General features: G+C 42.1%; 14 protein-coding genes. 11 read left to right on the top strand and 3 right to left on the bottom strand.

The window, feature by feature from the left end; all coding sequences use genetic code 11:
- Positions 1-134 precede the first annotated feature (134 nt).
- Positions 135-1,484 (bottom strand): hormogonium tapered terminus morphoprotein TftA, encoded by a 1,350-nt coding sequence (gene tftA, locus UYK_RS0117990; RefSeq protein ID WP_009453761.1) that lies wholly within the window; start codon positions 1,482-1,484, stop codon positions 135-137.
- A gap of 204 nt (positions 1,485-1,688) precedes the next feature.
- Here tftA and dnaG point away from each other — a divergent pair, with 204 nt between their 5' ends.
- The 6 genes from dnaG (at position 1,689) to UYK_RS0118025 (ending at position 7,875) form a co-directional block, all read left to right on the top strand.
- Positions 1,689-3,620, top strand: coding sequence for a DNA primase (gene dnaG / locus UYK_RS0118000; RefSeq protein ID WP_016871877.1), 1,932 nt, complete (start codon positions 1,689-1,691; stop codon positions 3,618-3,620).
- Positions 3,621-3,760: 140 nt separating this feature from the next.
- Positions 3,761-4,483 carry an MBL fold metallo-hydrolase gene (locus tag UYK_RS0118005; protein ID WP_009453763.1) on the top strand — a complete coding sequence of 241 codons (723 nt, stop codon included), beginning with the start codon at positions 3,761-3,763 and terminating at the stop codon, positions 4,481-4,483.
- 39 nt (positions 4,484-4,522) lie between these two features.
- On the top strand, positions 4,523-4,942 hold the full coding sequence (locus UYK_RS0118010; protein WP_009453764.1) for a YeeE/YedE family protein: 420 nt from the start codon (positions 4,523-4,525) through the stop codon (positions 4,940-4,942).
- Between the two features lie 47 nt (positions 4,943-4,989).
- Positions 4,990-5,451, top strand: a complete 462-nt coding sequence (locus UYK_RS0118015; protein WP_009453765.1) for a YeeE/YedE family protein — start codon at positions 4,990-4,992, stop codon at positions 5,449-5,451.
- 25 nt (positions 5,452-5,476) lie between these two features.
- Positions 5,477-7,246, top strand: a complete 1,770-nt coding sequence (locus tag UYK_RS0118020; RefSeq protein ID WP_009453766.1) for a SulP family inorganic anion transporter — start codon at positions 5,477-5,479, stop codon at positions 7,244-7,246.
- Positions 7,247-7,488: 242 nt separating this feature from the next.
- Positions 7,489-7,875, top strand: a complete 387-nt coding sequence (locus UYK_RS0118025) for an ArsR/SmtB family transcription factor (protein WP_009453767.1) — start codon at positions 7,489-7,491, stop codon at positions 7,873-7,875.
- A 96-nt stretch (positions 7,876-7,971) separates the two neighbouring features.
- Here UYK_RS0118025 and UYK_RS0118030 read toward each other — a convergent pair whose 3' ends face one another.
- Positions 7,972-10,902, bottom strand: a complete 2,931-nt coding sequence (locus UYK_RS0118030) for a zinc-dependent metalloprotease (protein ID WP_016871878.1) — start codon at positions 10,900-10,902, stop codon at positions 7,972-7,974.
- 619 nt (positions 10,903-11,521) lie between these two features.
- Between UYK_RS0118030 and UYK_RS0118035 the strand changes: the two genes are divergently transcribed.
- Together UYK_RS0118035 and UYK_RS0118040 are read left to right on the top strand one after the other, a co-directional pair.
- The gene (locus UYK_RS0118035; RefSeq protein ID WP_009453769.1) at positions 11,522-13,216 is read left to right on the top strand and encodes a pentapeptide repeat-containing protein; all 1,695 of its coding nucleotides are present in this window, start codon (positions 11,522-11,524) and stop codon (positions 13,214-13,216) included.
- 296 nt (positions 13,217-13,512) lie between these two features.
- Complete coding sequence (locus UYK_RS0118040) at positions 13,513-13,836, top strand: hypothetical protein (RefSeq protein ID WP_009453770.1); 324 nt, start codon at positions 13,513-13,515, stop codon at positions 13,834-13,836.
- Positions 13,837-14,198: 362 nt separating this feature from the next.
- Here the strand turns inward: UYK_RS0118040 and mnmH are convergent, their stop codons facing one another.
- Positions 14,199-15,245, bottom strand: coding sequence for a tRNA 2-selenouridine(34) synthase MnmH (gene mnmH, locus UYK_RS0118045; RefSeq protein WP_009453771.1), 1,047 nt, complete (start codon positions 15,243-15,245; stop codon positions 14,199-14,201).
- A 276-nt stretch (positions 15,246-15,521) separates the two neighbouring features.
- Between mnmH and UYK_RS0118050 the strand changes: the two genes are divergently transcribed.
- The 3 genes from UYK_RS0118050 (at position 15,522) to moeB (ending at position 17,673) form a co-directional block, all read left to right on the top strand.
- Positions 15,522-15,878, top strand: a complete 357-nt coding sequence (locus UYK_RS0118050; protein ID WP_016866836.1) for a four helix bundle protein — start codon at positions 15,522-15,524, stop codon at positions 15,876-15,878.
- Between the two features lie 82 nt (positions 15,879-15,960).
- On the top strand, positions 15,961-16,422 hold the full coding sequence (locus tag UYK_RS0118055; RefSeq protein WP_026086503.1) for a M67 family metallopeptidase: 462 nt from the start codon (positions 15,961-15,963) through the stop codon (positions 16,420-16,422).
- Positions 16,423-16,500: 78 nt separating this feature from the next.
- Complete coding sequence (gene moeB, locus UYK_RS0118060; protein ID WP_009453774.1) at positions 16,501-17,673, top strand: molybdopterin-synthase adenylyltransferase MoeB; 1,173 nt, start codon at positions 16,501-16,503, stop codon at positions 17,671-17,673.
- The last annotated feature ends 101 nt before the right edge of the window (positions 17,674-17,774 follow it).

Consider the following 17,774-nt stretch of genomic DNA (forward strand, 5'->3'; position numbering starts at 1 on the left):
ACCAAGGAGAGGGGTAGGGGTGAGGTTTGTAAACACAACTTGGTATAAAATGAATTTGTGCAACAAAATTCATTTCTTATTAAATAATGCATACTCAAATTTTCATAATTCATAATTCATAATTCATAATTCTTCTACATCAATCCTGCGGATTCATACAGGCGTTTGAGCATTGCCATGATCTTGTCACCATAATTTAAATCTGCTGACCAGCGTCCTGATAATTGACCTACTAGGGGGGCGATACCACGTGTGACGAAGCGAAATCTTGGATCTACTACATCCTGTACCAGAGGTTCTAAACTGGCGTAAGCTTTCAAGTGTTGGACATGCGCCCTGACCCCAATTCTGGCACTTTCAAACGTTGCTGCTTGGCTACCTCCGCCAATTGTCCCTAATCCTGCAAAGTTATTTTGTTCTGGTTTGATATCATCGCCAAAGCGTAAAAAACCAGTTTCTACACACATTTGGCAGAAAGCTATATCATAGTTAACTCCTTCGATCGCTGCTTCTTCGCGGTAGAGTTTGGCGATGTCAGAAAACCGCACTAAAGCATTTTCATTATTATTTTTGAGAAATATCTGTAACTGTACTTCTGAAGCATTACCATGAGACATGATTTTGTCAATTTGTCCAGAGCAAATTAATAAATTGGAACGTAAAGATACAGTACGACTCGCACTATCCCAACTGACGGAAACGTTAAATTCTCGCAGTTCAATTGCTTTGACATAAACAATTCGCCGATAATTAATACGGCGGACGTTGGGTGCTTTGGACAGATCAACTTGTAAGCGATCTACTAAATCAATTGGAATATAAGCATTACCGTCAACTAATATGCCTTGCTCTGAATATTTTTGTCCGTTAATGTTAATATTAATTGCCGGATATGTTGCTTCCCCGCCTCCTGAACCGGGATCAACAGCACGACTCCAAGCAGCAAGTCCATCAGCTATTCCTAAGGCAAAATCACGGCGGCGGTTTTGTAGCAAAGCCCGATCTTCTGGATTACTCAAAAAACCAACTTGCATTAATAAAGCAGGCGCTTTTGTTTGGCGACAAAATGCTAAACTACCCAAACCCGAATTTGTATCTGGTTTCACGCCTCGGTTAGGTAATTGTGTCACACGACGTAGCAACCCCATTAATACCAATTCTCCATTGCTTTTGCGTTCATCGTTGTTGGCAATGTAAAAGACGCTAGCCCCACGCACAGAAGGACTGCTAGCAGCGTCAGCATGAATTTCTAGAGCTACATCACCGCGACGCACACGAGAATTGATCCATTCGATTGTTTGCTTAGCACTCAAGTCATCGGGAACCGATAAAACTTCAAAACTCCGCGCCCTCAGTTCTGTCACAATTAAATCGCGCAATAAAATCATTTCTCTGGCTTCTGTCGTCCCACCAGCAACTGAACCTGGATCAATCCCACCTGTTTCTTTGCCTCCGTGGGCTGCGGAAAGAAAAATACGTCCCATTTACAGTATTTCCTCTGATAAAATCTCAGTGTAAGTAATTGAATACATCATTATTGGCTTGGGAACAAGAATATAATAAGAGGTTAGTTGTTAGTTGTTGGTTGTTTGTTGTTTGTTGTTTGGAATAACCATCACCCATCACCCATTACCCATCAATAACCAACTATCAACCATCACCCATCGACAATTGACCAATGACTAAATATGTACACTCCCCGCCTACACCCAGACACTATAGAAGAAATTAAACAACGGGCTGACATTTACGATGTCATTTCGGAATACGTTGTTTTACGCAGGCGCGGTAAAGATTTTGTGGGTTTGTGTCCTTTCCACGATGAAAAATCCCCCAGTTTTACCGTCAGCCCTACGAAGCAAATGTACTACTGTTTTGGTTGCCAAGCGGGGGGGAATGCGATCAAGTTTCTGATGGACTTGCACAAGCGTTCTTTTGCGGAAGTTGTGCTGGATTTGGCGCAGCGTTACCAAGTTCCTGTGCAAACCCTGGAACCAGAACAAAGACAGGAGTTACAACGGCAATTATCGGAACGATCGCAACTTTACGAAATTCTCGCTTCTACTGCCCAATTTTATCAACATGCCCTCAGGCAATCCCAAGGACAAATCGCTCTTGAATATCTACAACAAAAGCGGCGATTGCAAGATGAGACTATTGTGCAGTTTAACTTGGGTTACGCTCCTGCGGCTTGGGAAACTCTCTACCGTTATTTAGTTGAAGATAAACGCTATCCGGTGCAGTTGGTGGAAAAAGCCGGGTTAATTAAACCCCGTAAAGAAAGCAGTGGGTATTATGATGTGTTTCGTGATCGCTTAATAATTCCGATTCACGATGTCATGGGAAGGGTAATCGGTTTTGGTGGTAGGACTCTGGGAGATGAGCAACCGAAGTATCTGAATTCACCGGAAACTGAGCTATTTAATAAGGGTAAAACTTTATTTGCCCTTCATCAAGCTAAAGCTGGTATCTCGCAAATGGATCAAGCCGTGGTGGTAGAGGGATATTTTGATGCGATCGCCCTCCATGCGGCTGGAATTAAGAATGTTGTTGCCTCTTTGGGTACTGCCCTCAGTATAGACCAAGTACGAATACTATTACGCTACACCGACTCGAAACAACTAATACTGAATTTTGACGCCGACAAAGCCGGCAATATCGCCGCGGAAAGGGCGATTGGAGAAATTGCGGAACTGGCATATAAGGGCGAAGTGCAACTTAAAATTCTCAATTTACCCGATGGTAAAGATGCCGATGAATACTTGCATACCCATACATCCGCAGATTATCAACAATTGTTAGTAAATGCACCTCTATGGCTAAATTGGCAGATTCAGCAAATTGTTAAGGATCGAGACTTGAAGCAGGCTACAGATTTTCAACAAGTCTCGCAGCAGTTAGTGAAATTACTGAAAAACATTAGTAATATTGATACACTCAACTATTACGTTTCTTATTGTGCAGAAATTCTAGCTTTAGGAGACGCAAGGCTAGTACCCTTGCGAGTCGAGAATCTTTTGACTCAAGTTGCACCTCAAAATAATATCAGAGCTATAGCGCGATCGCAGTATAAATCAACTCCAGAATTACCTACACAGACAAATACAAAGACTCCTACAACTTCAGAAAAGAGTCTGTTAGAACAAGCTGAAGCTTTGTTACTACGAATATATCTGCATTGTCCGGAACACCGTCAAACCATCAATGATGCTTTAGAAGAACGAGATTTGCAGTTTAGTCTTTCTCACCATCGGTTTTTGTGGCGACAAATTTTAGAACTTGCATCTGAGAGTTTAGAGGATGATCTAATTTCAAGGGTGCAAGACAGATGTTTGCAATTTCCTGAAGAAATGGCGTTGGTTTCCCATTTGTTTCAACTCAACGAAAGAAGTAAAAAAGAAATATTACGTACTCCCCAAGTTGTCCAGGCGACTACTGCTTGTATGGAACGGGTTTTGAGAGAAAAACGCTATCGTCATTTCTTGGAGTTGTGGGAACAAACTGATCCACAGACTGAACCCCAAAGATGGCAATCTTATTATCAAGCTTTTTATGCAGAGAAGTTGCGGTTGCAGCAGTTAGATAAACAACGGCAGTTTTCTTTGACTGATTTGTTGTGAGGTTGTAGTAAAGCTAGAAATAATCACCTAGAGGTGCTTTTTTAAACCCAGAGTCGGTGCATAGTTGTAATTTTTATTATATTACCATATAATAATATGATAGATAAATTTCAAAACGAACTAATAGGAATAAAACAAAAATGCTATTCCGTCAACTCTTTGACCAATCCACCTGGACATATACCTACTTAATTGCTGATCTAGGTACAAAAGAAGCTGTTTTGGTTGATCCTGTGATTGAGCAGGTAGAGCGCGATTTGAAGCTGATTCATGAATTGGGTTTAACACTGCGCTACTGCCTAGAAACCCACATCCATGCTGACCACGTTACTGGAACAGGCAAACTGCGTTCCCTAACGGGTTGTCAGGGAGTAGTACCAGAGAACACCCACGCTACCTGTGCTGATCGTTTCATCAAAGATGGCGAAGTGTTGCAAGTGGGAGATGTGCAGATTCAAGCGATCGCCACTCCTGGTCATACCGACAGCCATCATGCCTACCTCGTCAACAATGACCGTGTTTTAACCGGAGATGCGCTGTTTATTCGCGGTTGTGGTCGAACTGATTTCCAAAGTGGTAATGCAGGCACCATGTACGATTCTGTTACCCAACGGTTGTTTACCCTGCTTGATCAGACGCTGGTTTATCCAGGTCATGATTATCGAGGACATACTGTCTCTACGATTGGTGAAGAAAAGCGCTGGAATCCTCGATTTGTAGAACGTATTGGCGAAACCTCTTCTTTGAGGAATCGCCAGAGTTACATTGAACTGATGAGCAGTCTTAACCTTCCCAATCCCAAGAAGATTATGGAAGCGGTTCCAGCAAACGAACGCTGCGGCAATTTCGCCACGTTAACTTAAGTCAGACTACAAAAGCAAAAAAGATATCAGAGAAGATATATGGCAGAGTTTAACTGGTTTACTGCCCTAGTCGGTGGCATACTCATTGGTATTAGCGCCACCCTCTTGTTGGCATTCAATGGTCGAATTGCCGGTATCAGTGGCATTATCAACGGTGCTATCACCTTTAACAAAGACGAAATCTGGCGTTGGATGTTCATCCTTGGTATGTTACTGGGTGGCGTACTCTACGAGTATGAATTGGCATTAGAGCCAACTCCAAAGTCTACCTTTGCCCCAGTGGCGATGATCATCGGCGGTTTTCTCGTCGGTTTTGGCACACGCATGGGCAGTGGTTGCACTAGTGGTCATGGAGTGTGTGGACTTGGTCGATTGTCACTCCGCTCGTTAGTTGCAGTCCTCACCTTCTTAACCACTGCCATAATTACGGTCTTTATTGTACGTCACGTGCTGTGGTGAACTACCCACTAATAAGTTAATTTGCGCTGAATCCTAGGGATGGGAAAATGAAAATAAATCTCATAGCTTTATTTGCAGGATTGCTGTTTGGTCTCGGATTGGGATTTTCGCAGATGATTGATCGCGATCGCGTGCTTGGCTTTTTGGATATAACGGGTGTTTGGGATCCAACACTGTTGTTTGTCTTAGGTGGAGCCGTTGCTGTCACAGTGATTGCCTTCCGATTTGTCCTACGCCGCCCCTATCCGATATTGACTGACAAGTTTTATTTGCCTACCAAAAAAGACATCGATCTACCTCTAGTTGTAGGATCTGCCATCTTCGGTGTAGGTTGGGGAATTGCTGGATACTGCCCTGGTCCGGGTATCACTGCTTTGGTGTTAGGCATTTGGAATCCAGTTCTATTCATAGTTGCACTCATTGCAGGCTCACTGACCTACAAATGGTACTCAACACGTCCGAGTCACAAACCTAGTAGCACCCCACCAGAATTACCACAATCCCAGTAAAGTTCCATTGGTGTGAGCAACTAAAATGCTTGAGCACAACACACAGAAACAGCGATCGCCACAGCAAACCAGGTTGCATCGCTTGAGTCACTATTTGCCAATTTTGGATTGGGGTTTGCATTATCGCCGGGAGTATCTTGCAGGTGATCTGAGTGCAGGTATCATTGTGGCCAGTCTCCTCATTCCCCAGGGTATGGCCTATGCTTTGTTGGCAAGCTTGCCACCACAGGTCGGGCTTTATGCTAGTATTCTGCCACAAATCATTTATGCATTCCTTGGCACTAGTCGTTTCATCTCAGTTGCGCCTGTGGCGGTGGATTCGCTGATGGTCGCTGCGGCAGTTGGTTCCCTGGCTGCCGAAAACACACCTGAATATTTGGGACTGGCATTGTTACTGGCACTGATGGTTGGTCTTATCGAAATCCTCATGGGCGTATTGCGGTTGGGGTTTTTGGTCAATTTTCTCAGTCAAGCGGTGATTTCCGGCTTTATCAGTGCAGCTGCTATTATCATTGGTTTCAGCCAGGTCAAACATCTTTTGGGATTGAAAATTCCTCAAACGGAATCCTTCATCCGTTTGCTGACTTACATTGCCCAAGAAATTGCTGCAATCAATTGGGTTACATTCACGTTGGGATTTGTCAGTATCCTGGTGTTGGTTTACTTCCATCAAAAATTGGGCAAACAACTGCAAAAACAGGGATTTACTGAGCAAACCATTACTCCAGTTACTAAAAGTGCGCCTCTGTTGCTTGTGATTGGTACTTCACTGCTAGTCTGGCTCTTGCGGCTGGATCAGTTTGCTGGGGTAAAAATCGTTGGTGAAATCCCCAAGGGCTTACCATCTGTGACTATCCCCAGCATTGATTTCAATCACATGCAAGCATTGCTGCCTGCTGCCTTTGCCATCAGCTTTGTTGGTTTTATGGAAGCCTTTGCTGTCGGTAAGTTTCTAGCCAGTAAACGACGGCAGAAAGTGGATGCAAACCAAGAACTGATTGCTTTGGGAGCCGCGAATCTTAGTGCAGCCTTGAGTGGAGGATATCCCGTCACTGGAGGACTGAGCCGATCCGTCGTGAATTTTTCTGCAAATGCCAATACGCCTTTGGCATCAATGATCACGGCGTTGATGATTGCACTCACTGTGATGTTGCTCACACCTTTGTTCTACTTCCTACCTCAAACCTGTCTCGCTGCAATTATTCTGGTTGCAGTTAGCAATCTCCTAGACTTTGGCACACTGAAACGCTTGTGGGCATATAACCGAGCAGATGCGATCGCTTGGCTGACATCTTTTGTCGCAGTCTTGGCAACTAGTGTGGAGAAAGGCATTTTGGTGGGAGCTGCCATGTCAATCCTATTGCATCTGTGGCGCACAAGCAGACCGCACATAGCCATTGTAGGGCGGGTGGGAGAGACTGAACATTTTCGCAACGTCCTGCGACACAACGTCAAAACCTGTCCTCACGTATTGGCAGTTCGTGTCGATGCCAGCCTTTACTTCGTCAACACTAAATATCTGGAAGATTATCTACTCAAAGCTGTAACCGATCATCCAGAAGTAAAGCATTTAGTATTGGTGTGTAGCGCTGTTAACTTTATCGATGGCAGTGCCTTAGAAACCTTCAAGGATTTAATTGTTGACTTCAAGAACAGGGGAATTGAATTCTACATGTCTGAAGTCAAAGGCCCAGTGATGGATCAACTTGCAAAGGTTGGATTTGTAGATGAGTTAGGAAGGGATCATATTTTTCTAACTACTGACCAAGCAATGCAAGCATTGAAATGCGTTTGATTGTTAGTGATATCAAGTCCGGCTAATTACTTACGATACTATTCTGATGCAGTTGGGCATTGGGCATTGATTTTTCCCATTACCAATTACCAATTACCAATTACCAATTACCGGCCTTCAAAGATATGATAAGTCTTTAAACGGACATGATATGAAAGGGTATTTATACTGAATTCGACTATATTGCTATATAATGTTATACTTATAATACTATACTGGGTATAAAATTTTTGAATTTGGATATGTTGCAAACTTCGCCTGTGGCTTTAGCTCCCGTTGCCGACTACTTCAAAGTCTTGTCTGAGGTTAGTCGCCTTCAGGTTTTGTGTTGCCTCAAAGCCGGTGCGAAGAATGTTACCGAAATTATTGAGGAAACGGGACTGGGACAGGCAAATGTCTCCAAACATCTCAAAATTTTGGCTCAAGCAGGCATTGTGACCCGCCAACCAAGAGGTGTGAGTGTCTATTACGAGATTACCGATCCACTGATTTTTGAATTGTGTGAACTAGTGTGCGATCGCCTCGCCCTGCGCTTACAGGAACAGTCTCACCAATTGAAGACACTCGAAGCATTACGCGAACAACAAACATCACAAACAAAAATCTCTTCCAGTTCAATCTCCTTTTAGGTGAAGGTGAATATGAAACTCAGCTAATCCACATTTAAGCAGCAACATAGCTTAAATTTTAAATAACTTTCTCCCCCCACCTCCCCATCTTCTTAGCTAATTCCCCTGCAAAGGTGCATCCAAAACTTTCTTAATGCGATCGCGTGTCTCTAGTAAATGTGCTTTGGTATATTCATCTTCTGCACGGACATTATCCAGTTTCTCAGATAATTGTTTAAGTTTATACCAAGCTATAGTCCGAGCATCTTCCGGGACGTATTGTTTTCGCAACACCATTTCATTGAGTGTTTCTACGTATTGGCGTTGTATACCTCGGCGCAGGCTAGAAATTGTGATGGTTTTGCCTTCAGGTTTTAAGACTTCTGTCCAAATGCCATTTTGTAGTGTATCAAATAATTCAGGTAAAGTCAGGGAATTTTCGGCTTTGTTTTTGAATTCCATGTCTTTGAGACGGGAGAGGCGATCGCCTGAAAGCAAATCCCACAATACCAAACTCTGCATGAACAATACCAAATCATGAATCGGATAGTCTAAGCGACCGATGCGGGGGCTACTACCCCAATGTCGCCAACGTGATGGTGCTAGTTTATTCAGTAAATCTGGTGGGAAGTTAAAAGCATCTTCGCTAAAGACATACTTTTGCAACAGTGCTAATGCTTGCCGTTGTTTTTCTACTGGCACTGCTTTAAATGGTAGTTTTTGTTGTTTCTCACTAGGATGAACTCGATAAAAAGACTGTCCACCGATGTATTTTGTCGCGTAGTAAATGTTTTGGAAATAATTTCCCAGTACTGTACCAAACTGTTCTCTCATATCGCTATAACTATCGCCATCCATAGGAGGGCGTTTGTTCAGACGATCCCACATGATCCGGGCATTTTCTAACTGCCAGCGAGAATAAAGCAAGACATTATTGCTGTTATCCCAAGCATCGGCAGTGGGATCTAGATCATACATGTCTTCATCGGTAGCATAGGTCAATTCTGGCTGGTCAGATTTTTCGGCAATTTTATTCAAAAAGGGTTTCTCACCTACGGGAGTTGTGGCTGGAAATTGGGTGTAACCGTATTGGATTGCCCAGTCATCATAAGGCCCCACCATCTGAGGAAAATAATCTCCTTGTTTTTGATCTTGGGGTGCAATATTTGGTGGAATATAGTCCATTACCGAAGAAACTAGACCTTTGTTGCGGGTAATATCTTTATTGTTCAGTTGTTCTGGTGTCAGCATAGTGCTTCCACGGAAGTTGTGGCGTAACCCCAGAGTATGTCCGACTTCGTGAGCAATAATTAACCTTAAATATTGATGGACATAATTTTTCACCTGTTCACTGTTAGGAGGTGCTGGTTGCAGGAGTCTCATTGCTAGAGAACCAAAGGCAAATTGGTTAGCAGCTTCCATTCCGTAACAAAGGTCGTACTCTCCAGCTAGTTTCGATAAATGTTTGGCAAATAGCTTGCGCTTGGTTCGATTTTGGTTCGCTTCTAAACCGTTGGCACAAAGCAAGCGATTTTGCATTAAGGCTGTCAGAGAAGTCCTGGTTTGTCGTTCGTTTTCTTTGGGTTGGATAATTTGGCGATATTCACTTTTGAGGGCGCGGATAAAACTAGCATCTACTAAAATGCTGGCGTTCAAAATTTCTCCGGTCAGGGGATTGACGCGGGAAGGCCCCATGGCAAAATATCCATCGATGGTGTTGATCCAGCGAATTGTGTTGTAACGGATATCCCCAGCGTCCCATTTGGCGTTATCCGGCATTTGTTTGACTTGGATGGCATCTTTAAAACCAGCCGCCTCAAAAGCTTTGTTCCACATCAAGACGCCTTCGGTGATAGCGTTGCGGTATTCTAGGGGTACGGCGTTATCTATCCAAAATACTATCGGTTTTTTGGGAGGAGAAATGGGGGCGTTGGGGTCTTGTTTTTCCAGATGCCAACGGTTGATGTAGCGGACGAAGGGTTCTTTGCGATCGTCGTTGGATAAGTCTTGGTAGGCAGTGATAAAATAGCCGATGCGATCGTCTGCTAGCCGGGGTTGGTAGTTATTATTTGGGAGTTGAGAAAGACTGTAGTGGACGCGCAAGGTAAAGCCACGGCTATCGGGTACGCTGATAAAGCCTAGCGTTTCGTCGCTGTTTTCTTCGTCTTCGTCATCGCTACTACTGCCAGAGAAATTCATCACCGACTCAATTTCGACATTTTGCGGGAAAACTTTGGCGTTGCCAAAATAAGACTCATCGGCGCTTCCAGGTAATCCCAAGCTGGAGGTTAATCCTGCTAAATCTGTAAGTAGCAAATCACTGAGGTCGATCAAAATAGATTTGCGTTGGGGATGAATACTTTTAATTTCTATGGAGTAGAGAACTGAATCACTAAAGGATCGGGCCAGCGATCGCGCCTGTGGATCTCCTTCACGGGTACGAAAATTGACATTGCGAACAACAAAATTTAATTTTTTATCTACCCGTTGGAAATAAAACAAGAAATCCTGCAAAGGCATACCACTGTAAATACCAGCTTCGCCAATCCCTGATTCTAAGGTTGCTGTGGCGAGGAAATTTTTATTTAGCTGTTCTGGTTTGATCTCTAGATATATCTTATTTTCGTCTTTGTTGCGGTACAGAGTAAATAAACCTTGCTGCTTTTGAGTATCTTTGATGACTTCGTTAAAGTCTTCCAAATCATCTTTTTTGGATGGTTTGGAAGTAGAATCAGGTTTTTCGTTTGGCTTTTCTGGTTTATCCTTATTGGGCTTGTCTGAGTCTTTCGCTGTCAGTAGCAAAGGCTGCTGCTCAGTTTTTTTAGTATCTTGCACCCAAATAAAAGGCTGGCGCTGTGATTTTTGATTGTTGATTACCCAAACTTTGGATAAGGGTAGAGGAGAAGACAGGGGGACGGAAACAGTGGACATGGAAGCTGTTTGTCTGTTCTGATTTCCTGCTTCTACAGCCAGTGTCTTGGCGTTAGCGATTACTATTCCTAAAAACAAACTAGGTAAAGCAACAACATAAAAAGTTAGTCTCTTCATCCGAAATGTCCCTGGCTGCGTTCATTATCTAATTTTTAATACTTGCAAGGCAAAGCTGCTGTGATTTAACTGTTGTTATTACTATTGGCTGACTGTCAAGCCATGTCAAAGATCTTCTCCTGTACAAACTTAGACTATTGGCAGATGACAACATATGTAACTGCCTGATATCAAGCAAAAAACTTTTATGTTAGCTATCATTGACATTTTTTAGCTTTATTGCAATGTTTTACTGTAGTATTTTTCCTAACAACTGCGTCTGTAGCAAACTGTACCTACTATTTTTAGAATTGACCGAATTAAAGATGCTGCGAGGATAATGTTACAGCTCAATCAGATAGCTGGGGGTTAGTGAAAAACAAAAAACTTTTTAAGCAGACATTTTTGTGGAAATCGGAGGAGAAAGTTGAGTCATACCATTTTGGATTGGGACACTCTACCTGGGTATAGATTTTGTAAATCTATTGTCGCAAGTATTTGTCAAATTGGTGTCAAATTTAAATAAAATTATGTATTATTTAATACATTTTTTTCAAAAATCGATAACTGTCTAGCTGGGAAAACTCCTATAAATATAACTAAATCATCAGTTGGTGTAACAGTGTTAACGGATACATATATGCTACTATTATATAAAGTCTGGAAGCGTTTGATAACTTATGTTAGAAGAACAGAAGAACAAGAGATATCAAATCTAACGGGTCTTGAAGTAAAAGGTGTTTTTCCTCTAGTAAAAATTAATAATACTCAAAATAATTTAAGAGAATTACTATCACCTGAACAATTGCAGCAAAGTTTGGAAGAATGGACAAAAAACAACGATTCATTGAGTATTAAAATTAGCGATCGCCAATTAGATGAGAACATTTATGATTTATTAGGAAATACTGCATTAAAAATTGAAGTTGTCCAAGCAGTAATGCAGAGGTTGGTTGCCAGTAAAGATTTTCGACCTGTGCTGTTATTTCAGCGTTTAGAAGATTTTTTTCGGCGTTGGTGTGAGGGGGTATTTATAGATGCAGCACCCAGTGAAAATTTACCCCAAAAAAAGATGTTGCAGTTGCAAGCGCAAAATATTGCTATTGGGCTACGACAGGTAGACATCAACACAGGACTAAATGTGTTGATTTTACTGTTGGAGTTACATCGCTATGCCCAACAGCGAGATGACCTCAAAGCCCAAATAGTTTTCTATCCCTCTGGTCGACGTCACAAAGATAATTTTTTTACATCCCAACTCCTGCGTGTCATCAATTATAGCGATGCGATCGAAATTGGTAATTTTTGTAGTGTTGTTGGGGAATTCCTCCAAGGTAGCAACTTCAGCGGTGCTTATCTTGGGGATGCAAACCTGACTGGTGTGAACTTCAGCGCTGCTAACCTTACTAGTGCTTATCTTGGGGATGCAAACCTGACTGGTGTGAACTTCAGCGCTGCTAACCTCAATGCTGCTAACCTTGGCGATGCTAACCTCAGTGGCGCTAACCTCAGTGGTGCTAATCTCAGGTGTACTGATCTCAGTAGTGCCAACCTCAGTGGTGCTAACCTAGCTGGTGCGGATCTTTACCGTGCCGACCTCAGTCACGCTGACCTCAGCAGCGCTAATCTCAGCGGTGCTGATCTTAGCCATGCTAACTTGAGTAGTGCTAATCTCAGAGATGCAGAACTCAGCAGTAGCTATCTTAGTCACGCAATTCTCTTCGCTGCTAATCTCAGTGATGCGAACCTCAACAGTGCTAACCTCAGCTATGCCGACCTTTGCCGCGCCGACCTCAGTGGTACAAACCTTAATCATGCTGATCTTAGAGGCAGTAACCTCAGTGACACCATTCTCTTTAGCACAAACCTGAGAAATGCTATTCTCATCGCCGCCGATCTCAGCTACGCCAAACTAAACGGTGCTAAACTCAACGGTGCTAACCTCAGAAGTGCAATTCTTTTGGGTGCAGACCTGGGTGGCGTAGATCTGACTGATGTAATTCTCAACGAAGCCGATCTCAGTGGCGTGGTTCTCAATGAAGCTGATCTTAGTGGTGCAGACATCAGCGACGCTATTCTCTTTGGTACTGACCTTAGTTACGCCAACCTCAGCAGCGCTAACCTCAGTGGTAGTAACTTGAGTGGTGCAATTCTCAGTGGTGCAGACCTCAGCTATACAAACCTGAGTTATGCGATTTTAGGCGGTGCAGACCTTAGCGACGCTAACCTAGAAAAAGTGACTTGGAATGAAAATTTAGAGTGGGAAGATGTGCGTGGTTTAGATAAAGCGGTAAATGTGCCAGAAGCTTTAAAGCAGCAGTTGGGATTGGTGTAGGCAGAAGGCAGTAGGCAGAAAGAAATAAGATTTTTTCAGGCGTTATGTTAACTAGATTATTTCTTTTTGGCAAAAACTCTCAATTTAAAATCCAAAATAGCGCAACCTATAAAAAATGATTTCTCCTCAGTACTTTTGCGGATTTCAGATAGTTTATGATTTAGATATAACATAGAAGAATTACTGTCTGTCACAACAGATAACCACAAGAAAATCTCATAAAAAGCAGAAAATACATCTATTTCTATACCCCTACACCCATTTTGAGCTAGGATGCTTCCCTACAGTGTTTAAGTATGCCCAATGACAACATTTTGCAGAATGCTGATGAGACTACCCTGGTTAATCAGATCAGTAACTGTGTTTACCAAGCGATCGCCACCATTCAAGAACAACAACCAGAGTTATTGCTAGAAAAGTATAGAAATATAGACTGGCGTAGTAGTCGCAATCAATCTGCATTCACAGCAAAACTAGCAGAGTTACTCAATTCAAATTACGCTAATCACGCCTTATTTTCAGAACTGCAAAAGTTTTTGAAAGTTCTCCTAACTCCCGAATCTTTCAATTCATCTATATTACTCAACTTACTAGATACAATTCGTCAACTTTCCTCTTAGCGGTGGTTTTATTAAATTTTTAAAATCGAGTACAATTTTTGTACTCAAGCAGACAGAAAAAACATGGCAAGTCGCTGTTAGGTAAGTGGGATATTGGGGAGGTGCAAGATGTAAGGGATCTGGGGTTGTTACCTATTCCCTATTCCCACTTAAGAGTTTCCTAATTTATATCTTGCATCAAATTTTCATACGCCAAGGAATAAATTCCTTGGCTAATAGCAAAAGTCAGATAAATCTGACTAGGATGGTATTTCAGTCCGTTTCAACGAACTTATTTTATTAGCTTGAGAATTTATTCTCAAGCGGGATATGGAGTAGGTGCAAGATGTCAGCTAATCACTTATCTACAGCACACATCACTACTACAAACTTAAATCTAATAAAGCATTTATACTTTCATTAGATAAATCGTATAAATATCTCACCTGTTTAATATTACTAAAATGCTTTTGAATAGACTTACGATAGGTTGGATCGTAGTGACTATGTAAAATATCTTTTATAAATAATTCCCACTTTTCAGCATCAATTAATTGATACCAGTGATGTATTTTTTCCCAACCATAACGATATTTTAGTTTTTCCAATTTGACTTTTAAAATATCAGGATATTCTATGAAATGAGAATATTTTTGTAAAAGAAATTTAACTCTGGCATTGATTGGTAGTTGAATTTCTATACAACAAGCCTGTTTCATTTTCTCCCACAAAGACTTAGGTAAATAAATTTTACCTACTTTCATGCTTTCTGACTCTATCCAAATGGGTTGACTAGGATTAAAGCTTTGCAGTTGTTGTAAAAGTAATGATTCAAAGTACTTTTGTGAGGGCTGGGGTGACAGTTTATCTTGCCATTCTTCGCCTAACAGAGAACCACGATGCTGAGCTAAATTTTCTAAATCTAATACTTGAGCGCCACGTTCACGCATTTTCTGTAAAATGTGTGTTTTACCACTACCAGTAAAACCACACAGTATTTTGTAGGTAAATTTTTTGGGTAATTCTTCTATTTGCTGACGTACATAAGCGCGATAAGTTTTGTAACCGCCTTCAAGTAGTGTTACCCGCCAACCAATTTGACTAAGTACCAAAGCCATACTTAAAGAACGCTGTCCACCTCGCCAGCAATATACTAAAGGATGATATTTCTTTTCTTTATTAGCAAAATGTTGAGTGATATGCTCAGAAATATTTTTTGCTACCAAAGCTGCACCTAATTTCCTGGCTTGAAATGGGTTAATTTGCTTGTATGTTGTTCCAACTTCTACGCGTTCAGAATCATATAATACGGGTAAATTAATTGCACCAGGAATGTGATCTTCGGTAAATTCTTGAGGAGAGCGAACATCAATAATTTCAGTGTAGGTTTCTGTCCAAGGTTGTTGAGTGTATGTAGGTAAAGGTGCCATGTGATTTCGATATTAGAAATAAATAATTGTTGGGAAATAAGGTTTATTTTCCTGATTTTAATAAATGGCATCAGGCTCCTATGAACACCTTAGCGTAGCTATAGCATTCCTAAATCATTTGTGAGAGCTAAGATCCCTGGCTTCTCCAACAAGTTGGGGATCTGGGCTTTGCAATTCTCACAAATCAGAAATAATAAACACTAAACACCCACCGAGTGGCATAGTAGTAAGGTGGGTACTACCCACCCTACTATTTTTCAGGGGTATAAAATCAAAATGACAGACTTCCGAGAACTCAGAGAATGGGAAAAAGCCCATGAGTTAACAGTTGCAGTCTATGAAGCCACACAGTCTTTCCCTGAAGAGGAATTACTGGGGTTAACACAACAAATACGTTTAGCCTGTTCTGCAATCCCCGTGAAAATAGCTCAGGGATGCAATCGCGAAGACAGAGAAGATCAAGTTAATTTTCTGGAAATGGCAATGGATGCAGCGATTGAGGTAGAGTATTATCTCTTGCTGTGTTATGAATTGGATATGCTTGATTCTGCTGATTACGATCGCCTGGTTAGCAAGACAGTGGAAGCAAAAGAACTATTGGAATTGTTCATTGATAAGCTTAGCCATAGATAGTTAGTAGTTAGTGTTTGTTTGGTGTTTGTTGTTTGGAATCATTGACAACCAACAACGAACAACCAACAAGAACAATAACGCAATGATTAAACTCACTCCCCAACATTTGCAAATTATCTGTAGTCACGCCGAAGCAACTTATCCGGAGGAGTGCTGTGGTATTATTTTCGGTCATCTAGGTGATGATGGCAAAACTGTAATCGAAATTATGCCCACGGAAAATGCTTGGAGTGCAGCAGCTGCGGCAGATATTCCTGGTGATGAAGAAATCATACACTCCAAGCAGCGTAGGTATGCGATCGCACCCCAAGTCATGTTAAAAGCACAAAAAGAAGCGCGAACACGCTCTATCGATATAATAGGTATTTATCACTCCCATCCCGACCATCCAGCAATTCCCTCCGAATTCGACCGACAGTGTGCTTGGCATGAATACTCGTACATGATAATTTCTGTGCAAAATGGCAAGGCTGGTGAGATTAACAGCTGGTGTCTTGATGATCACCACCAGTTCCAACCAGAGACAATTGAAAAGTTACTTTAAAAACCACCAAGACACAAAGACACAAAGGGTATCTTTTTTGGATAGGATATAAAGTCCGCGCTTCCTCATCTAACTGCTATGCTAAATCCGAATTTGGATGAAATCCAGCTAACAAAAGACGATTACGAACGCTACTCCCGACATCTAATTTTGCCGGAAGTAGGTGTAGAAGGGCAAAAGCGCCTCAAAGCTGCTAGCGTACTGTGTATTGGTACGGGTGGACTGGGTTCACCGTTACTTTTATACCTGGCGGCGGCGGGTATTGGACGCATCGGTATTGTTGATTTCGATGTTGTCGATACTTCTAACCTACAGCGTCAGGTGATTCACGGTACGTCTTGGGTGGGTAAACCCAAGATTGAATCAGCTAAGAATCGCATTCTCGAAATTAATCCCTATTGTCAGGTTGATCTTTACGAAACTCGTCTGAGTTCCGAAAACGCCCTTGACATCATCAGACCTTATGATGTTGTGGTTGATGGAACTGACAATTTCCCGACGCGCTATCTGGTCAATGATGCTTGCGTGTTGTTGGATAAACCCAATGTCTACGGTTCTATTTTCCGCTTTGAAGGGCAAGCAACGGTATTTAATTACGAGGGTGGGCCAAATTATCGTGATTTGTACCCAGAACCCCCGCCACCAGGTATGGTTCCTTCCTGTGCAGAAGGCGGTGTCTTGGGGATTTTACCAGGAATTATTGGTGTCATCCAGGCAACAGAAACTGTCAAAATCATTATGCGTCAGGGGAATACTTTAAGTGGACGCTTGCTGCTGTACAATGCCTTAGAAATGAAATTCCGCGAATTGAAGTTGCGTCCTAACCCGGTACGTCCAGTAATAGAAAAGTTGATAGATTACGAACAATTCTGCGGTATTCCACAAGCGCAAGCAGAGGAGGCTAAACAGCAAATGGAACTTTCCGAAATTACTGTGCAGGAATTGAAGGAATTGTTGGATAGCGGTGCTGACAATTTTGTACTGCTGGATGTTCGCAACCCAAATGAATATGAAATTGCCAAGATCCCTGGTTCTGTATTAGTACCATTACCTGATATTGAAAATGGTGATGGTGTTAACAAAGTTCGAGAACTGGTGAACGGTCATCGCTTGATTGTTCATTGTAAGTCGGGTATGCGTTCTGCAAAAGCTCTAGGAATTCTCAAGCAAGCGGGAATTGATGGTACAAACGTGAAGGGTGGAATTCTGGCTTGGAGCAAGGAAGTTGATCCATCTGTGCCTACATATTAGTATCAAAGGCAGTCCCGATGAAAAATTTTCACGAGCTTTGCCATGAAAAATCTCACCCCCTCCCCCTCTCCTTAGCCCCCTCCCCCTCTCCTTGCTAAGGA

Source organism: Fischerella thermalis PCC 7521 (assembly GCF_000317225.1).
Lineage (GTDB): Bacteria > Cyanobacteriota > Cyanobacteriia > Cyanobacteriales > Nostocaceae > Fischerella > Fischerella thermalis.

What these genes read in the sequence shown, in the direction of transcription:
- UYK_RS0118055 (WP_026086503.1), top strand. Translation starts at nt 15,961, where the DNA reads ATGATTAAACTCACTCCCCAACATTTGCAAATTATCTGTAGTCACGCC.
- UYK_RS0118005 (WP_009453763.1), top strand. Translation starts at nt 3,761, where the DNA reads ATGCTATTCCGTCAACTCTTTGACCAATCCACCTGGACATATACCTAC.
- dnaG (WP_016871877.1), top strand. Translation starts at nt 1,689, where the DNA reads ATGTACACTCCCCGCCTACACCCAGACACTATAGAAGAAATTAAACAA.
- UYK_RS0118040 (WP_009453770.1), top strand. Translation starts at nt 13,513, where the DNA reads ATGCCCAATGACAACATTTTGCAGAATGCTGATGAGACTACCCTGGTT.
- UYK_RS0118015 (WP_009453765.1), top strand. Translation starts at nt 4,990, where the DNA reads ATGAAAATAAATCTCATAGCTTTATTTGCAGGATTGCTGTTTGGTCTC.
- tftA (WP_009453761.1), bottom strand. Translation starts at nt 1,484, where the DNA reads ATGGGACGTATTTTTCTTTCCGCAGCCCACGGAGGCAAAGAAACAGGT.
- UYK_RS0118025 (WP_009453767.1), top strand. Translation starts at nt 7,489, where the DNA reads ATGTTGCAAACTTCGCCTGTGGCTTTAGCTCCCGTTGCCGACTACTTC.
- UYK_RS0118035 (WP_009453769.1), top strand. Translation starts at nt 11,522, where the DNA reads ATGCTACTATTATATAAAGTCTGGAAGCGTTTGATAACTTATGTTAGA.
- UYK_RS0118030 (WP_016871878.1), bottom strand. Translation starts at nt 10,902, where the DNA reads ATGAAGAGACTAACTTTTTATGTTGTTGCTTTACCTAGTTTGTTTTTA.
- UYK_RS0118010 (WP_009453764.1), top strand. Translation starts at nt 4,523, where the DNA reads ATGGCAGAGTTTAACTGGTTTACTGCCCTAGTCGGTGGCATACTCATT.
- mnmH (WP_009453771.1), bottom strand. Translation starts at nt 15,245, where the DNA reads ATGGCACCTTTACCTACATACACTCAACAACCTTGGACAGAAACCTAC.
- moeB (WP_009453774.1), top strand. Translation starts at nt 16,501, where the DNA reads ATGCTAAATCCGAATTTGGATGAAATCCAGCTAACAAAAGACGATTAC.
- UYK_RS0118050 (WP_016866836.1), top strand. Translation starts at nt 15,522, where the DNA reads ATGACAGACTTCCGAGAACTCAGAGAATGGGAAAAAGCCCATGAGTTA.
- UYK_RS0118020 (WP_009453766.1), top strand. Translation starts at nt 5,477, where the DNA reads ATGCTTGAGCACAACACACAGAAACAGCGATCGCCACAGCAAACCAGG.